A 17,208-nucleotide genomic window follows, 5' to 3' on the forward strand; every position below is an offset into this window, starting at 1 on the left:
ATGTGTTGTTACTTGATAATAGCCTAAAGAGACATCACTGATTTCTACTTGACTCCAACTAAAAAGACTTTTGTAAAATGACATCCCGGATGCTATCAGATAGATAGTATTCGGGATGTTGTATTTTATATTAATACCCAAACAACTGCTCCAGCGAAAGCTCTTCCAGTGGGCCAAATTGCTCCAGGTATTTGAGTGGCGTAGCCGCCCGGTCACCTAGTACCGTAATGTTGTAATTACGGCCCTTGACGTGGTTCTCGTGAAACTCCAGCAACTCCTTTTTGCCTGCCGTTTGCAATTCTTCGTAAATATCTCTGAGGATATCGTGATTCAGGTTCACATCCCATGCGCCTTGGGCTTCCCAGTACAATCTACGAGGGGGAATACGATCACTTTCTACCCTTTGCAGTAGCGACAAACGAGCCTGTTCAATGCCAGCTTCTACTATTGGCATCTCCTCTAACAAACGGATGAGCGTAGGCATGGCATCAGCAACTTTATCGGGCTGCGTACCAACGTAAGTCCGTAAGTAATGTGAACGGTTCGCCAGCGCCGGGCTACTGTAATAAGCATAAGTGCTATAAGCCAAGGCCTTGGCCTCACGGATTTCCTGAAAGACAATAGAAGAAAGGCCGTATCCGAAATACTCGTTATAGAGATCATGGATGCGATGTTCTGCCATATTGAAATAAGGAGTACCGCGTGATATCATCATGATATCGTTTTGCACCATTGGAAAATGGGTGAAGTATACTTTGTTTTCCGCCTGATCAAGCTCCGGAAATACACGAACAGGTGGCGGAGCCTGTAAATCGTCTGCAACCTTGTGATGGCGCTTAATAATCGTCGCAGCATCACTGGCATCCATCTGACCGTAGTAATAAATACGATGTTCGTAAGTATGCAGATTTTTCAGCCAATGCAATATCTGTTCAGGGCTCAGGCCTCTCAAATCTTTCTCCGGAATACGATGAGTAAAGGGAGAATCGGGTCCATATTTGGCAAAATTCCCAAGCCCACTGCGGAGGATAACATTTTTGTTCTGCTTCTGATTAGCACGCTTGGTGACAATGTCTTCTACGACAGCCCCCCAGGTATCCGTATCGGCTTGAACATCGGTCAGTAAATGCTCCATCAGCTTTAGGCCGGCTTCCATAGATTCCTCCAAGCCAGTCAGCGATACATGGCAGCGCTCTTCATAGTTGTAAGCTTCAAAATGCAGCCCAAGGCGGAAAAATTCTTTTTGAATATCCGAAGCACTGTACTTGCTGGTTCCCAGGTACGGCAGATAAATAAAAGCCAACCCTAGTTCGCGGTTGTTATTTTTTCCCATCTCAAAAATATAATCGAGACGAAAAAGCGGATTTTGAGGATTATGAACGTAATCAAAACGCAAGCCTTTTTGCCAATTTTCATGCTGGATTTTGGAGTAATCAGCAAAAATAGGTGCCATTCGAGCAGGCGACGTTGACAAAAACTCGCGAGCGTAATCCGAAACAGCATCTTTTTGTAAAGGCGCGGGCGTGATCTCCGGTTTCTCTACTTTTTTGATGTTAGGATCGTCGCCTTCCTGTTTATAAACAACAGCAAAGCCATTGGCCGCAAGTTTTGTTTTAGCAAACTGAATAACATCCTCACGGGTAAGTTGCCCCAACCATTCGTAGCGCTTGACAAAATTCTCCCACGGAATACCTAGTATAAAGCAATTGGCAATAGCACCTACCCTGGCTGCATTTTTTTCAACCGCTTTGAGGTCCGAAAGCTTCATGTCCCGGATGGAGGCCTCTAGTAACCAATCAGGAAAATCTCCCTGTCGTAATTTTTCAATTTCTGCCAGCAGTAATTCTTCCACATCTTGCAGCGTCTGCCCATCTCTGGGTTTTCCGTAGACGCCAAAGACACTGTAATCTTCGTAAACCCAGTTAAAAGCTTCCGCATTGAGGACTAGTTGCTGCTGATTCAAGTTGAGATCAAACAAGCCTGCCTGTTCATTATAGAGCATTTGACGCACTAACAGCCCCAACATGTAATCGTCGGTTTTACCGCCGCCCATTCGCCAGCCAATCTGTACGTAGGCGCTTTCCTGACCTTTAACGGCCTGGCGAAGAGGTTCATTGACCGGGGGTTGTTGTTCAAATTTGAAAGGAGGGAATTCTACTGGTTCCCAGTTACCAAACTGGGCTTCAATCATAGCAATTGCTACATCAGGGTCGAAGTCGCCAGCCAGGCAAAGTGCTGCGTTATTGGGTACATAATAAGTCTCATAGAAACGCTCAATGTTGCGCATCGACGGATTCTTCAAGTGCTCAGGTTTGCCCAAAGTCGTTTGGGTACCATAGGGGTGTTTTGGAAACAACAAACTCCGCATGGCTTGATGAGCCTTACGAAAGTCTTTGTCCTGACTCATATTAAACTCTTCGTAAACAGTCTCAAGCTCCGTATGAAAAAGTCGGAGTGCCAAATAACGAAAGCGTTCACGTTCCAATTTAATCCAGCGTTCCAGCTCATTGCTGGGAATATCGTTGACATACACCGTTTGTTCTACCCAGGTGTAGGCATTGGTACCCTTAGCACCAATAGAGGTCGCAAGCTTATCGTATTCATTAGGAGCTGCTAGTAGTGCCGCTTCGTAGCTAAGACGATCAATCTCGCGGTAAATTACCGAGCGTTTATCGTCTCCGATTGTTTCGCGGTAGACCTCAAACAAGTCTGCAATTTTTTCGAGTAGCTTACTTTCTTCTTCCCAGTTGGTGGCACCAATTTTACTGGTACCCTTAAAGAGCATATGCTCCATATAATGGGCCAGCCCGGTAGTATCGGCAGGGTCATGTTTAGAACCAGCACGAAAACAGATGTTCGTAAAAATACGGGGCTCATTCTTGTTGACACTCAAAAATACCCGCAAACCATTGGCCAAGGTGTAGCTTCTGACATTGAGCGCATCACCAGAAATGGTTTCGTAATCGTATTTTGTGGTTACCGTATTTTTCGGCATATTTCTATTTTTAAACTTTTGGTCAAATAATATCCATGGCATTGCCTTGGATATTAACCCTCGCTGATACTATTTAAGAATGAAATGAAACCACGATACGGATTCGACCAGTTACGTCCTAGTAGTAAGGCCTGAGACTTGTGTTCTGTGTGTAAGCTTGCTAAATAGTACCATCCTAGAGGGAGCTTAAGTTACTACCCACTTGCCGATTTGTTTAGCAAGTAAGGTTTACAAATACTTAAGGGGCACAAAGGTAACGTTTAACTAGGACTAAATCCAGCATTAAAACAATACATTATTTGCCAATCCCGTCAATGGGTATTTTTAACCTTGATCTTCAAAAAAATGCGTATAATAATTTTATTTCTATTACTAGGAGTTGGCTTTTCCACAGCTGCCCAGACTGATTGGCTAAGCAAATTGCACGAAGCCTACCCCGATTACCAGGAGAAATCCCTGGAAGATCGTCGCTTTAAACATCGGGAGTTGGTGGATGCTCTCCAAAAACTGGAATCTCCCTTTCAAGTCCAGCAGGAAGGGCTTTCGGTGGAAGAACGATCCATCCACAGTGTTCGTATTGGTGACGGACCGACAACGGTTTTATTGTGGTCGCAAATGCATGGAGATGAACCTACTGCTACCGCTGCCCTGATGGATATTTTTTGTTTCCTCCAGGCAAAAGATGATGACTTTACTGCTTTCCGCAAAAACATCCTAGATCGACTGACCCTCGTTTTCATTCCCATGCTCAACCCGGATGGTGCAGAAGATTTTGAGCGCAGGAATGCACTAGGTATTGATCTAAACCGGGATGCACTGCGACTTACCAGCCCGGAAGCGCAATTATTGAAGCGGGTTCGCGATGAGTTGGATGCCGATTGGGGGTTCAACCTCCACGATCAAAGCCGCTACTACGGTGCCGGATTCCATTCTGAAAATATGGCGACACTTTCTTTTCTGGCTCCAGCTTTTGATTTTCCAAAGACCATCAATCCTGGCAGAGAACGGGCTATGCAGGTCATTGCACAACTCAATACAGCTCTACAGCGACATATCCCTGGTAAAGTAGCCCGCTACAGTGATGCCTTTGAGCCACGCGCTTTTGGTGATAATATGCAAAAATGGGGCACCAGTACGATCTTGATTGAATCTGGTGGATACCCCGAAGATCGGGAAAAGCAATATATCCGTCAGCTAAATTTTGCCAGTATTTTGGCGGCCTGTCACAGTATTGCCAACCAGTCTTACCGCAATTTTAGCCGTTCAGACTATAATAAAATCCCCTATAATCAAGGAAGTGTTTACAATGATCTTCTGTTGCGAGAAATCAATTACCTACACCCCAACGGAAATAGCTACCTAATGGACATTGCTTTTGACCTTGGAGAACGGGAATATGGTGGTGCCAATGGTTTTTATTACCAAGGCCGTATTGATGACATCGGTGACCTAACTTATCAGCAGGGATACACCGCTTTATCAAGTGGCAATTACACTGCTGAGGTTGGTAAACTATTCCCAGAAGTTTTGGCAGATTTAGCGGAGGCAAAGGCACTAGATGCTATGAGCCTTTTAAAAGCTGGTTATGCCGTCGTACGCACAAAAAAACCGGGTCCACCCTGGGAGCGCGATCAACATCCGCTATGGATTCTAGGTGCAGAAGGCATTTATGACCGCGAGGTTGCTACCGGGCTTAACCCTCCGTTGATCATCAGAAACGGCGCTGGGGAAGTTGTTTACGCCGTTATTAACGGGCAGTTGGTGAAGGTAGAGTAAGAAAAGTGTCTCTAAAACACAAAGCCACCTTTCCTATTCGAAGCAGGAAAGGTGGCTTTTTTCTTACAGCATACGGTATCAGTCCGGTTTACTCCTTCTTACCTTTAGCTTGCTTCACGTAAGGGTTATCGGTAATCCGGTGCGTCATCCGTGCTTCTGCTTCTCTACGGATATCCGTTTTAGCAGTAAGGCTCTTGGTCGTCGTAGGAACTGCTAATAAGCGGCGCTTATCAATTAGCTCACCAGTAATTACACAGACACCATATACTTTGTTCCGAATCCTCATCATGGCATTATTGAGATCCACCAGGTACTTGCGCTGCCGGGTTGCCATGCTATTGAGCATTTCGATATCATTATTGGTGGAACTGTCGTCTACCCAATCTCCACCGTGATCGTCGCTAGAATTTTCGGATATCTCCATGATCTGGCTCTCCAAACTTTCCAGTTGTTCTCCGGTTTGCTGCAGTTTTTTTTCGATCAGAGCCTGGAACTCCTCCAGCTCTTCATCTGAATAGCGTGTAATGTTTTCTTTATTGGCCATAAATTCAGGCTTTTTTAATGATCGCCGCAAAAGTGTTCAAAAAAAACGAAAAATAAAAAATTTTATTCGGGTTAAATGTTTATTAGCCGTCTTATTTCCTTGCAACGATCAAATGCAATCAAATATTTATTGGTCGGTAACGTATTAATGCACCTATAAAGTACAATAATATTAACGATTTAAAGCAGATTATCGGCCCAAACTGAACGAACACTGGATTAAGTACTACGATTACTCATAAAAGTAGCACCAATGCGTGAAGCTTGATCGGGCTGCACGAAGAAATTACCTAACTTTGCGCCTGTTTAATAGTACAGTTACCTGATTCCTTGCTACAAACGCAAATCAGGCTAATTTAGTTGATGCAGGTAAATCTTTAGGATAAAGTATTGCGCAAAAGCTATTTTTACAAAAGCATTCTTGCCTTTTTAACCGGTATGATGATATGAAAATAAGAGTTGGTATTTTTTTTGGTGGACCTTCCCGTGAGCGGGAAATTTCTTTCGCGGGCGGACGAACTGTCTACGACAACCTCAATCAAAGTATTTTCACACCGGTCCCTATTTTTGTTGACAGCCACCGCAATTGGGTGTTGCTAGACTGGGAGTACATCTACAAGGGCAGTATTAGAGACTTCTTCCCTCCCGTGAACAGTTTGCCCCCGTCGGCTAATCAATTTCAGATTTATGCCGAGAGCATTGCCGGACTAGAGGACGACGCACAACGCGAGCTTCTTGCAGCTATTGGCCAACCATTGCCTCAAGAGGAGTTACACCAACATATAGACGTAGCTTTTCTCTCGCTTCATGGTATTTACGGTGAAGATGGTGAGTTGCAAAGTATTTTGGAATCACTCCAGATTCCTTACACAGGCAGTGGCGTGCAAGCCAGTCGGATAGGGATGGATAAAGCCTGGCAAAAACGCTTGATGCAGGAACAGGGATTTCCTTGCCCTACCGTAAAGGTGCTGGATAAAAAAGGTTGGTTGAGTGCCGACCTACAAGCCTTGTACCAAGAAGCCAGTCAAGAAATTGGCTTCCCCCTAGTGATCCGGCCTGCCAACCAGGGCTCTTCTATTGGTGTAAGTATCATCGACGAAAATGAGGGACTAGAGGGTTTTGAAATGGCGGTCAACCGAGCGTTCTTTCGCGAGTTGATCCCACTGGGAGAGTGGCATGACCGTACTCCTTTTGATCGGATAGAATACGTAAAAGCATTAGGCGATATTAGAGAGGGCCTTGGATTTCCTCTGCACATCAGCCTGGGCCAACGCAAGGAAACCATCCATCATCCGGAAGACCTACTGGCTTTCCTTAATGAAGAAACGGCCAATGCAGAGCACCTTAGCCAGCTTTTCGTATTAGAAGCGGCGCAAACAGAGCAGCATGTCATCCTGGAGTCCTTCATCAGCGGAAAAGAATTTTCCTGTATAGTGCTACGAGCAGAGGATGGTTCTTCGATTGCCTTGCCTCCTACAGAAATTATCAAGGGCGGTGAAGTCTTTGACTATCGTTCTAAGTACATGCCGGGGCTTTCCCGTAAGGAAACCCCCATCGACCTGCCCAACGATGCTATTGAAACCATTCGACGAGAATGTGAAAGCTTGTTCAACAAGCTTGGGTTTCAGGTATATGCACGGATTGATGGTTTTTATACCCCTGAGGGTACTATTTTCCTGAATGATCCAAACACGACTTCGGGCATGCTCCCGAGTTCCTTCTTTTTTCACCAGGCCGCAGAAATCGGGCTTAATCCAAGCCAATTCCTCACGCTAATTATTCGCCTATCCGTTCAGGAACGCTGTAGCGACCAACCGAAAAATGAACAGTGGCATGCTCTCTTACAGCGATTAGACACCGCAATTGGCACACTAAAGGCCGACCAGCAACAGCAGCGTCGAATTGGTGTTATTCTAGGTGGTTATTCGTTCGAACGACATATTTCAGTAGAAAGCGGGCGAAATATTTTTGAAAAACTTTCCAGTTCTGTCGATTATGCGCCAATTCCTGTTTTCTTAACAGGTTCAGATCAGCAACACGAGTTGTATCAGTTGCCCATTAACCTACTGCTCAAGGATAATGCGGATGATATCAAGGATAAAATCACACACTGGAAGAGCCACCCTGTACTAAAAAAGATAAGGTTGGAGTGTGCTCCGATTACAAAAAAGTATGCGTCAGCAGATGTCATCTTTGCACCGGAAAAACTGACCTATGATAGCTTGGCCAAGAAAGTAGATGGTGTATTCGTTGCTCTACACGGCCGTCCTGGTGAGGATGGACAAATACAAATTGAGCTCGAGGCCCGGAATCTCCCTTACAATGGTTCGGGGATTAAGTCATCTAGTATTACTATTGACAAATACCGGACGTTACAGCTTTTGGGGCAACACGATCTACCTGTTGCGAATCAACTATTGCTGAGCAAGAATGATTACAAGATAGACGCAGAAAGTTTTTTTCACCGCGTGGAAAAAAACTTCGCTTATCCGTTCGTCGCCAAGCCCGTAGACGATGGTTGTAGTTCAGCTGTTAAAGTTATTCGTAACAGGGAGCAGCTAGCGGCTTACAGTGCACTCCTCTTTCAGGAGGATAGTGATAATGAACGAGAGCAGCGGAAGGTATTAAAGTTAAAAATCAAGGAAGAATTTTCTCAAAAAGAAGAAATCCTCTTTGAACAGTTGGTCACAAAAGAAGAAGGCATTCATTTCCTTGAAGTCACTGGTGGCATGCTTACCTCCTATGGTGAAAATGGACAAATTCAGTATGAAGTTTTCGAACCCAGCGAAACACTAGCAAGTGGTGAAGTGCTCTCTCTTGAAGAAAAATTTCTGGCAGGAGAAGGGCAAAATCTGACACCAGCTCGTATGGCCGCAGGAAATTACACCTACGAAGAGCTACTACCCCAAGTTCAACAAACCTTGGAAAGAGTGGCTCGCCTACTACAAGTAGAAGGCTACTGCCGCATTGATGCTTTTGTGAGAATTCTGGCCGATGGCAATGTAGAAACTCAAGTAATTGAAGTCAATTCACTCCCTGGAATGACGCCTGCTACTGCTATTTTTCACCAAGCAGCTCTGGCTGGCTATAAGCCTGCCACATTTATTCAGAAAATCTTGGAATACGGCTTTGCCAGACAAGCGAAACGTACTTCATCAGCGGTCGTTACTCCTTCTGTAGCAGCACCCATAAAAATTGCAGACACACCAGCTCCGCCGGTAATACCAGCGACACCTATTGTCAAAGAAACACTTATCAACACTATGGAAAACAAATCTGATATTCCGGCTAAAACCGTTAACCTGAGCAAAGGAAAGTGGTGGCGGCAGATACTGGATTTTCTCCAAACAAGGTATTTCCTAAAGAATTTAGCAGCTATGTTGGGCGTCTTGCTCGTTAGCTTCTTTTTACTTAACGTATTTCTCAAACTGTACACCAATCATGGAAACTCTGTACAAGTAGAAAACTACGTGGGCATGAGCATAGATAATGCTACAAAAAAAGCGCGAACACGCGGTTTTAAAGTAAGTGTCAATGAATCACCTTTTGATTACAACACACTACAAGGAGAAGTAATTGATCAAGAGCCAATAGCCCTGAACCGGATAAAAAAGAACCGCACCATTTATTTGACCATCGTTGGTGATCCCAAAGAGGTCACCCTTCCTTCCTTTGAAGACGCTGCTGATGATTACAGTCAGTATCGTCCGAAATTGCGGGCTTTGCAAGTAAAAGGAGCGGTTAAAGAGACGATCTTTGACGCTAAGCTAGCTGATAGTACCATTCTACACTTTTACTACGAAGGCCGTAAATACACGCCATCTGATGTTAAACGTGGTGTGAAAGTCCTTCAGGGAAAAACACTTGAGTTTGTTGTTACGAAAAAACAAGATGATTACGTAAGTACTCCAGCACTGAAGTGTAAGCGTTTCAGTGAGGTACAGTTCCTCTTGCCAGGCCTTGACTTAGAGCTAGGCGATGTTGTGGGAGATGTTTTCAATCGCGCCGATGCCTTTATTTACCGACAAGAGCCGGAATATCGCCCCGGTGGTAAAATCCTTCGTGGATCGAAAATCAAGGTTTATCTACAAGAAGAGCGCCCTGCGGGATGTGCTGCAGAGATAGAGATCAATGAACCCCCTAGCGACAGTGGTGGTTTGCCACCTGATACAGAAGACACAGTGACACCAGTAGACACCTCTGGCGGGCTGTAGATAAAAAATCTTTCTTTTTTTTGTTGGAACCTCAACTACAAATGGAACTTGAGGGCCAGCAGCCCCGTAATGAAATCGGGATATAACGAGTATAAGTATCCAGAGGGTGTCAAAACTGGCTTAAGTAACACTAAAGCTAATCCTTTTACGTTCCCTCAAAGAAGATATTTACAACATTTGACATGAGAATAATAGCTACGACCGCCTTCTTTGCGCTCTTGACAACCTTTGCTTACGGACAAAAAGAAGTTGACCTAACCTCTAACCCTATCTTAGAGGTCTATCACGCTGATGAGCAACGTGCTCTTGGCATTTTTTCGGAGGATACTTTTACTACCCGTCCAAAAACCACATGCTATACTCCTTCTGACCCTCAGGCTATCCCTGTTTTAAATGGGCAAACAGTACAGTTTCAGTTAGAATTAGACACCGTTGGTTTCGGTGCAGACGGCTACTATGAGTGTATTGCTTGTGCAGATGCCGTTTACGGTACGGCCGGCATCGTCCTTGACCTGGAGGGGGATCCTACGGATAGCCTTTTCTATACGGCTGACCTTGGGGTAGATGCTGATACAGACCTTGCAGGCATCCGCTATTGCAACGCAGATGGATCAGCCTGTACGGATATCGAAACTTTTGTTTTCCTGGCTCGTCGCCCGGGAGCAAACGACTACCCTCCTGCTATTCCGCTGCAACCAGAAGAGGTGATCGACTTAGACATTCCTTTAAATCTCCCAGGCGAGCTCACTTGCAATTTCTTTGTCGACTGCCCGGACAATTATGAAGGCCGCGAACAACTGGCTTATTTCACCGATTATTCCGGCCCTGTCAACTCAATTGTTTACCGTGCCAGTCGGGTAGATGGTCTGGATTCGCTCTGCGTAGTGCTCTGCGATGACAACGGTATTTGCGATACAACCCACTACGCATTCCGTGTACAGGTAAACAGTATTACACCACCTTTTTATGATGACTTCTCTTATGACAACCCCGTACCGGTAGCAGGCCTCTGGCTAGACAAGGAAGTCTATGTGAATAAGGAAATGCCATTCAATCCACCTTCAATTGGGGTGGCCACCTTTGATGGTCTCAGTAATCGCGGACGCCCTTATGGCGATGGCTATGGTCCTGCAGATCGCCTGACATCCACCTACCTGAATACCATAAACGGGAACTGGACGCTTTCCTTTTGGCTACAACGTGGCGGTATTGCCGACCGGCCAGAGGTACAAGACTCCCTTGTACTTCAATTCCGCAATGAAGAAGATGACTGGATTTCGATCATGTCATTTGAGGGCATGGCTGCTAACCAACCTTTTAGCGTAAGAGATTCTTTTCAGTTTTATTCTGCCCCTGTGAGTGCAGATTATCAACATGATCGTTTTCAATTCCGCTTTATCAACTACAATGACCGCACAGGCTTCCGCGACAATTGGCACCTGGATTATGTCCGCCTTGACAACAACCCCACGGGTAGTGAAGATTTCAATGATATCGCTTTCACTTATCCTCCCGACTATATTCTCGAAAATTACACGAGTATGCCTTGGCGGCATTTTCAGCCACAGCTCAATGAAGAATTACGCACAAATATCGACATCGGTGTTTATAATCATTTTGCTACAGATCAGAATGCAAGCCCTTCTTTTGCAGCCATCGAGGAATTGAATACAGGGATCAATCCTTTTGGAGCGACACCTACGCTTTTCAATGGTTTAGAAAGTAATATTGCTGCTCAGGAAACCATTCTGCGCACCTATAGCTTACAGGGCGACCCTACCGGGTTTAGTAATGTTTACGATAACTATGCCGCCCAAATGGGGAGCAATGATTTTAATAATATTGACGACATAGACTTTCGCTTATCCTATAGTCTGACCAATACTTCTCAGGAAGGGTTGGATTTTGTTCAGCGCAACGACGAAGTAAGCAGAACTACCCATTTTGGTGAATACTTTGCTTATGATGATGGAACGGCAGAAAGTGCGATACAGACGAGTGCTAACCGGCAAGTGGCCGTAGCTTATACGGCTTCTGTTGCTGACACTATTCACGGTGTACAAATGCATTTTGCGAATACCAATGATGGTTTCCCTGACCAGCAGTTTCGCTTACGCATCTGGATTGGGGAGTTGGACGGAACACCGGAATACAGCCAAATTTACGAGCCTGTTTTCCCCAGTGCTTTCTTTGACACCTTACAAGGGTTCACCTCTTATCGTCTGCTCGATGAAAATGGTGACCTCGCGCCTTTGGCTATCCCTGCTGGCACCTTTTATGTAGGTTGGCAGCAAGCCTCTTCGTGTGACTTTTCAGAATGCATATCCATCGGTTACGACCGCAATAGACCTCAAGCCAAAGCCTTTATTTTTGCCGATAATGGGTCTGGGTTTAACCCGGTTTCAGGCATCACCGAAGGTGCGCTTATGTTGCGCCCCTATCTGAACAGTGAAATTGGTGTTACCTCCGTTGAATCTTTACAAGATACGAGGACAGCCGATTTACAGCTGTTTCCTAACCCTGTCAGGGATCAACTGTTTCTAAAAACGAACATCGAGGATCAGCAAAACACCCAACTTATCATTTACAATGCCACGGGCCAGGAAGTCTTCCGCCAGTCTTTTGCAGAGGTTGTAAATATCAGTACCTTGTCGGCAGGAATATACTTTGCTCAGTTACAATCAATTGATGGTAACCAAAGTGCTCCTCAGCGGTTAATCGTAATAAAATAGATTTGCTATGGATATTAGTGTAAAAGACCTTAAGGCCCGCATGGATGCTGGTGATCAAGATTTTGTCTTAATTGATGTAAGAGAACCAGGTGAACACGACGCCTTCAACATTGGAGGAACGCTCATTCCTGTAGGAACGATAGCTGGCGCAGTGGGAGATCTAGAGGCCCATAAAGACAAAGAGGTAATCGTTTACTGCCGCAGCGGTGCTCGGAGTGGCATGGCACAAGGCTTTCTGCAACAGCAGGGCTTTAAGAATGTTCGTAACCTGACCGGCGGCATGATGGCTTGGCAAGCCATGTAGGGTTAACTCAAAAAAAGCATTGGAACTAAGCATCTTACAAAAAGGTACTTAGTTCCAATATCTTTTTTACTTCTTCTCGTCTACAATAGCATCTACCCCTTTTCCAGCCAACTCATTGACCAGGCGCTTTGCATCACCGTAGCTGCTGAACCTGTCTACCAAGACAACAGCAAAAGAACCCCGATCAAACAGGCTTACCTGGGTGTTATTGTAACCCATTTTGCGTAATCGAGCCACTTGGTTATCCGCATTCACACGCTGACGATAAGACCCCGCAACAACCATATAACGACCACTATTACTCGTTGAGTTGTTTACTGCCGGAGTAGGAGTCGTAGCAGTGGCTGTGCTACCTTTTGAAGTCGTTTCATCGGTGAGGTTATCTTTTTCAGCAAGACCAGACGTTTCATTGTCCATTTCATCTGCTGACGCATTAGTACTAGCCGCACCAGTAGTATTCTCATCATTATCTGTATTGCCGTAGGTAGCAACCTGATCGTCGTCCAGGTCAACATCATCTCCAGCTGTATCTACTTCATTATCCCAGTCTTTGTAAGTACTTTCATCGGTACTAGCAGTGTCTTCGTAGCTATCTTCAATGGAGCTAGTAGGCTCTTCAGGAGGATTAACGAGGTTAACTATCTTATACACCAGGTAACCAAGTGCAGCCAAGCATACTATAACAATGGCAATCGTGAGCACATCAAGTTTTGACATAAGTGAACTTTTTTCAGTTATTATTCTGCTGTTCATTGTTCTTTCTCAGAACAACATTTTCGTCCGTATCTACCGGACCGCATTTTAGTGATTTTACTCCGCCACCAAAATACAGTCTTTTTTTGGATTTCTTTAACACTAGTTTAATCAACTGATTACCAACAAACTACCAGCGACAACTCCGCTTACCATCAGTAACTGTATAATAAAAGCTTGCTCAAAGACATTAATTACTTGTCTCTATTGAAGGGAGACAAAATCCTTATTCCTTCAAACTACCTTCCATAAGTTTTTCTTCACTCTTCCTGGCTTTGCCCGGGCTTAAATGGTTATTGCTATAAGTAAGATTGTACACGACAAATCAAATTCGTAACCCGGGTAATCCCGAAAAAACCAAGCAAAATGCGTAACCTATTTTATTTATGCGCGCTGGTAATTTTAGCGACAAGTAGTGTACAAGCTCAAGAAGAAACCACCATCCCTGAGGCGCCGGCCAGTAATGCAGCGGATGTACTCAATATGCCCTCTAAGTGGGACAAGTTAAAAGATGATAAAAAAATCCGCTTCCTTTTTGCTGCCGTCGAGCGAGGAGATGTGGAGTTGGCACAAACCATGCTCCCAGATGTAAGTCTCCCCTACTATCAGCACAATACAGAAGGAGAAACCTTACTCACTTTAGCCATCGAAGCAGGACAATACGAAATGGTAGAATGGCTTTGTGAAGATGCCGTCATCAACCTTAAAAACAAAGATGGAGAAACCCCATTGACGCTGGCCATTAAAGAGCAAAACATGGGCATCATCGACCTAGTACTAGAGCGTGCAAAAGCAGACTTACCTAACGACCTAGACGAAACGCCTCTGATGTTGGCCGTATCGTATGGCTACGAACCTGCTTTTTTAAAACAATTAACGAGCCTTGGAGCTAACCCAAATCGTTTATCCAATGGTATCAGTCCTCTTTCCCGTGCCGTCGAGAAAGAAAACATTGCTAGTGCAGCAATGCTCGTGCGCTATGGTGCTGACCCTAGCCTCGCCAACAAAGATGGCATCATCCCTCTTTACCAAGCAGTAAAGCTAGATCACGCAGTACTGGCAGGCGTATTACTACACCGTAGTACACAGCCCGATGAAGATGCTAACTGGCAGACGCCCATTGGAGAAACCTTAACAAATATGGCTGTTACGCAGCAAAACACGGCTATGCTGAGGGTATTGGTCGAAAAAGGTGCCAATGTAAACACTGTGGATTATATGGAAAACACTCCACTTCACCTGGCAGCAGAACGAGGGATGGCCGACGCCGTAGACATACTCTTAGCTAACGGGGCTTTTGTTGACCCAATAAACATAATGGGCGTTACCCCTATCATGGCAGCAGCTCAACGTGGGCACGATGACTTGGCCAATCACTTGGCACAAGCCGGTGCTAATCCTAATTTGCGGGATTACTCAGGAATTGCGGCTAACGACTTTGGTACTTACGAATACACTGATCCTTATCTACAACAAGAGGTAGATTTCCTTTTACAAGAATCAAATGAGTAGTTAATTAGGCAGGTCATTTGTTCTGGGTAAAACCATTACCTTTGCCGATCAAAATGACCTGCCAAATTACCGATAGTTCTCATGTCTGATCAGAAGCCTAAGCACGAAACACCTACAGCACACACCGGCCTTAAAATTAAAGCTCCCAAAGCCAAGGCCGCCGGCATTCCCGGCATTACTAAAGCAGTAGGCCAAGCCAATCGTTACATGAAAACGGGGCAGGCTATCAAGCTTTCGCTAAAACTAAATCAAAAAGGAGGGGTCGATTGCCCAGGGTGTGCATGGCCAGATCCCGATGATGACCGTAGCCGTCTTGGAGAATACTGTGAGAACGGTATGAAAGCCATTGCGGAAGAAGCTCAAAAAACAACCATTGGTCGCGATTTTTTCGCACAGAATAGTGTTGCAGAACTAGGCGATTGGTCTGACTTCAAGTTGGGGAAATCCGGGCGGATAGCCGAGCCTATGGTACTTGAAGCAGGGGCTACTCATTATACTCCCATCAGCTGGGAGGAAGCCAACACAATGATTGCAGGAGAATTAAAGGCATTGAAAACTCCAGACGAGGCAGTTTTTTACACCTCCGGCCGTACCAGCAATGAGGCCGCTTTTATGTACCAGTTAATGGTGCGTGCGTTTGGCACTAATAATATGCCAGACTGTTCAAATATGTGCCACGAATCTAGTGGACATGGTCTTAACAATACAATTGGAATAGGAAAAGGCACCGTTTCCCTTGAAGATATACACAATTCCGACCTGCTGCTGATTATTGGTCAAAACCCGGGCACCAATCACCCCCGGATGTTATCCTCCCTCGAAAAATGCAAGGAAAACGGAGGGAAAATAATCACTATTAACCCTTTGCGCGAAGCTGGCTTGGTTAATTTCATCAACCCACAGCGGCTGGGCAAAGTACTCGGTGGCGGCACCCCATTGACCGATCTGCATTTACCTGTGGCCTTGAACGGTGATATTGCCTTACTGAAAGCCATCATGCTCCGTATTTGGCATCAAGACAGAGAACAGGGTGGCAGTATCTTAGACTGGGATTTTATTAGCGAACAAACGGCAGGTTACGAAGCTTTTGTAGAAGACTTGCGACGCCAAGATTTTACTGATTTAGCGACAGCTAGTGGTGTCCCAAGGGCACAAATACTAACCGCCGTTGATATGATCAGGAAAGCTAAAAGTGTGATTGTTTGCTGGGCGATGGGGGTAACACAGCATGAAAACGGTGTCGCCAATGTGCAAGAGATTGTCAATTTACTGCTGATGAAAGGCGCCATTGGCAAGCCCGGATCAGGGGTATGCCCAGTACGAGGACACAGTAATGTACAAGGTAATCGGACTGTAGGCATTTGGGAATCTCCTAGTGATGCTTTCCTCGACAAACTGGCCACAAACTTTGGGATCACTCCTCCCCGAAAGCATGGTTACTCTACCGTGGAAGCAATTCATGCGATGAACCGAGGGAAAGTAAACGTCTTTTTTGCGCTAGGAGGCAACTTCCTTTCCGCAGCACCCGATACCGCTTATACTGCCGCCGGGCTAGAGCGGTGCCAACTTACGGTACATGTGAGTACTAAACTCAATCGAAGCCACCTGGTTACAGGAAAACGCGCGCTCATACTTCCTTGTCTGGGCCGCACAGAAATCGACTTACAAGACCAGGGAGAACAATTTGTTACGGTTGAAAACAGCATGAGCATTGTACATCGCAGCAAAGGAGTACTCCCTCCTTGTTCTGAACACTTACGTAGTGAGTCAGCCATAATTGGGACATTAGCAGCAGCCTTACTAGGTAACCAAGCCACTGTGCCTTGGCAAGAATGGGTAGGTGATTACGACTTGGTACGGGAAGCGATTGAAAAAACCATTCCCGAATTTGCTGGCTACAACGAAAAAGTACGCCATGATTTTGGCTTCTATCTCGCGAATGGCATACAGGATGGCCAGTTTCCAACACCCGACGGGAAGGCCCACTTTACAATAAACAAAGTACCCAAGAATCAATTAAACGAGGGGGAATATCAGTTGATGACCATCCGAAGCCACGACCAGTTTAATACAACAATTTACGGTTTGGATGATCGTTATCGAGGCATTAAGAATGAGCGCCGGGTTGTGTTCATGCACCCGGAAGACATGAAGACTCGTGGTTGGCAAGCCAAACAAGCAATTAACCTCATCAACGAACACGGCGGCACAAGGCGAGTAGCAGAAAGCTTCTTGCTCGTCCCTTATGATATCCCCAGAAATTGCTTGGCGGCCTATTTCCCCGAAGCCAATGTATTGGTGCCTATCGACAGTTTTGATGATCGTAGTAAAACGCCAGCATCAAAGCGAATTATAGTACGGCTGGAGGAAGCATAAAAC

At 45.3% G+C, this 17,208-nt stretch carries 9 protein-coding genes; 6 read left to right on the forward strand and 3 right to left on the reverse strand.

Annotation, left to right across the window (positions count from 1 at the left end; translation table 11 throughout):
• Positions 1-130: 130 nt before the first annotated feature.
• Positions 131-2,995: a M16 family metallopeptidase gene (locus ACRBG0_RS00920; RefSeq protein ID WP_431485055.1), complete on the reverse strand. Its 2,865-nt coding sequence runs from the start codon at positions 2,993-2,995 to the stop codon at positions 131-133.
• 345 nt (positions 2,996-3,340) lie between these two features.
• On the opposite strand from ACRBG0_RS00920, the gene ACRBG0_RS00925 reads away from it, so the two are divergent.
• Entirely contained in the window at positions 3,341-4,771 is a 1,431-nt protein-coding gene (locus tag ACRBG0_RS00925; protein ID WP_431485056.1) for a M14 family metallopeptidase, read from the forward strand.
• Between the two features lie 88 nt (positions 4,772-4,859).
• On the opposite strand, the gene ACRBG0_RS00930 is transcribed toward ACRBG0_RS00925, so the two are convergent.
• Positions 4,860-5,315 carry a TraR/DksA family transcriptional regulator gene (locus ACRBG0_RS00930; protein WP_020537011.1) on the reverse strand — a complete coding sequence of 152 codons (456 nt, stop codon included), beginning with the start codon at positions 5,313-5,315 and terminating at the stop codon, positions 4,860-4,862.
• Between the two features lie 445 nt (positions 5,316-5,760).
• Here ACRBG0_RS00930 and ACRBG0_RS00935 point away from each other — a divergent pair, with 445 nt between their 5' ends.
• The 3 genes from ACRBG0_RS00935 to ACRBG0_RS00945 all read left to right on the forward strand — a co-directional run bounded on the left by ACRBG0_RS00935 (position 5,761) and on the right by ACRBG0_RS00945 (position 12,564).
• A complete protein-coding gene (locus ACRBG0_RS00935) occupies positions 5,761-9,528 on the forward strand; it encodes a PASTA domain-containing protein (RefSeq protein WP_431485057.1) in 3,768 nt (1,255 codons plus the stop codon).
• 182 nt (positions 9,529-9,710) lie between these two features.
• Positions 9,711-12,260 (forward strand): T9SS type A sorting domain-containing protein, encoded by a 2,550-nt coding sequence (locus tag ACRBG0_RS00940; RefSeq protein WP_431485058.1) that lies wholly within the window; start codon positions 9,711-9,713, stop codon positions 12,258-12,260.
• Between the two features lie 7 nt (positions 12,261-12,267).
• Positions 12,268-12,564 (forward strand): rhodanese-like domain-containing protein, encoded by a 297-nt coding sequence (locus tag ACRBG0_RS00945; protein ID WP_431485059.1) that lies wholly within the window; start codon positions 12,268-12,270, stop codon positions 12,562-12,564.
• Positions 12,565-12,630: 66 nt separating this feature from the next.
• On the opposite strand, the gene ACRBG0_RS00950 is transcribed toward ACRBG0_RS00945, so the two are convergent.
• A complete protein-coding gene (locus ACRBG0_RS00950; RefSeq protein ID WP_431485060.1) occupies positions 12,631-13,281 on the reverse strand; it encodes an SPOR domain-containing protein in 651 nt (216 codons plus the stop codon).
• Between the two features lie 402 nt (positions 13,282-13,683).
• On the opposite strand from ACRBG0_RS00950, the gene ACRBG0_RS00955 reads away from it, so the two are divergent.
• Positions 13,684-14,829 carry an ankyrin repeat domain-containing protein gene (locus ACRBG0_RS00955; protein ID WP_431485061.1) on the forward strand — a complete coding sequence of 382 codons (1,146 nt, stop codon included), beginning with the start codon at positions 13,684-13,686 and terminating at the stop codon, positions 14,827-14,829.
• A gap of 81 nt (positions 14,830-14,910) precedes the next feature.
• The gene (locus ACRBG0_RS00960; RefSeq protein WP_431485062.1) at positions 14,911-17,205 is read left to right on the forward strand and encodes an FdhF/YdeP family oxidoreductase; all 2,295 of its coding nucleotides are present in this window, start codon (positions 14,911-14,913) and stop codon (positions 17,203-17,205) included.
• Positions 17,206-17,208 lie beyond the last annotated feature (3 nt).

Origin of the sequence: Lewinella sp. (assembly GCF_050633125.1) — a bacterium.
GTDB lineage: Bacteria > Bacteroidota > Bacteroidia > Chitinophagales > Saprospiraceae > Lewinella.

What these genes read in the sequence shown, in the direction of transcription:
- ACRBG0_RS00930 (WP_020537011.1), bottom strand. Translation starts at nt 5,315, where the DNA reads ATGGCCAATAAAGAAAACATTACACGCTATTCAGATGAAGAGCTGGAG.
- ACRBG0_RS00940 (WP_431485058.1), top strand. Translation starts at nt 9,711, where the DNA reads ATGAGAATAATAGCTACGACCGCCTTCTTTGCGCTCTTGACAACCTTT.
- ACRBG0_RS00935 (WP_431485057.1), top strand. Translation starts at nt 5,761, where the DNA reads ATGAAAATAAGAGTTGGTATTTTTTTTGGTGGACCTTCCCGTGAGCGG.
- ACRBG0_RS00925 (WP_431485056.1), top strand. Translation starts at nt 3,341, where the DNA reads ATGCGTATAATAATTTTATTTCTATTACTAGGAGTTGGCTTTTCCACA.
- ACRBG0_RS00920 (WP_431485055.1), bottom strand. Translation starts at nt 2,995, where the DNA reads ATGCCGAAAAATACGGTAACCACAAAATACGATTACGAAACCATTTCT.
- ACRBG0_RS00960 (WP_431485062.1), top strand. Translation starts at nt 14,911, where the DNA reads ATGTCTGATCAGAAGCCTAAGCACGAAACACCTACAGCACACACCGGC.
- ACRBG0_RS00950 (WP_431485060.1), bottom strand. Translation starts at nt 13,281, where the DNA reads ATGTCAAAACTTGATGTGCTCACGATTGCCATTGTTATAGTATGCTTG.
- ACRBG0_RS00945 (WP_431485059.1), top strand. Translation starts at nt 12,268, where the DNA reads ATGGATATTAGTGTAAAAGACCTTAAGGCCCGCATGGATGCTGGTGAT.
- ACRBG0_RS00955 (WP_431485061.1), top strand. Translation starts at nt 13,684, where the DNA reads ATGCGTAACCTATTTTATTTATGCGCGCTGGTAATTTTAGCGACAAGT.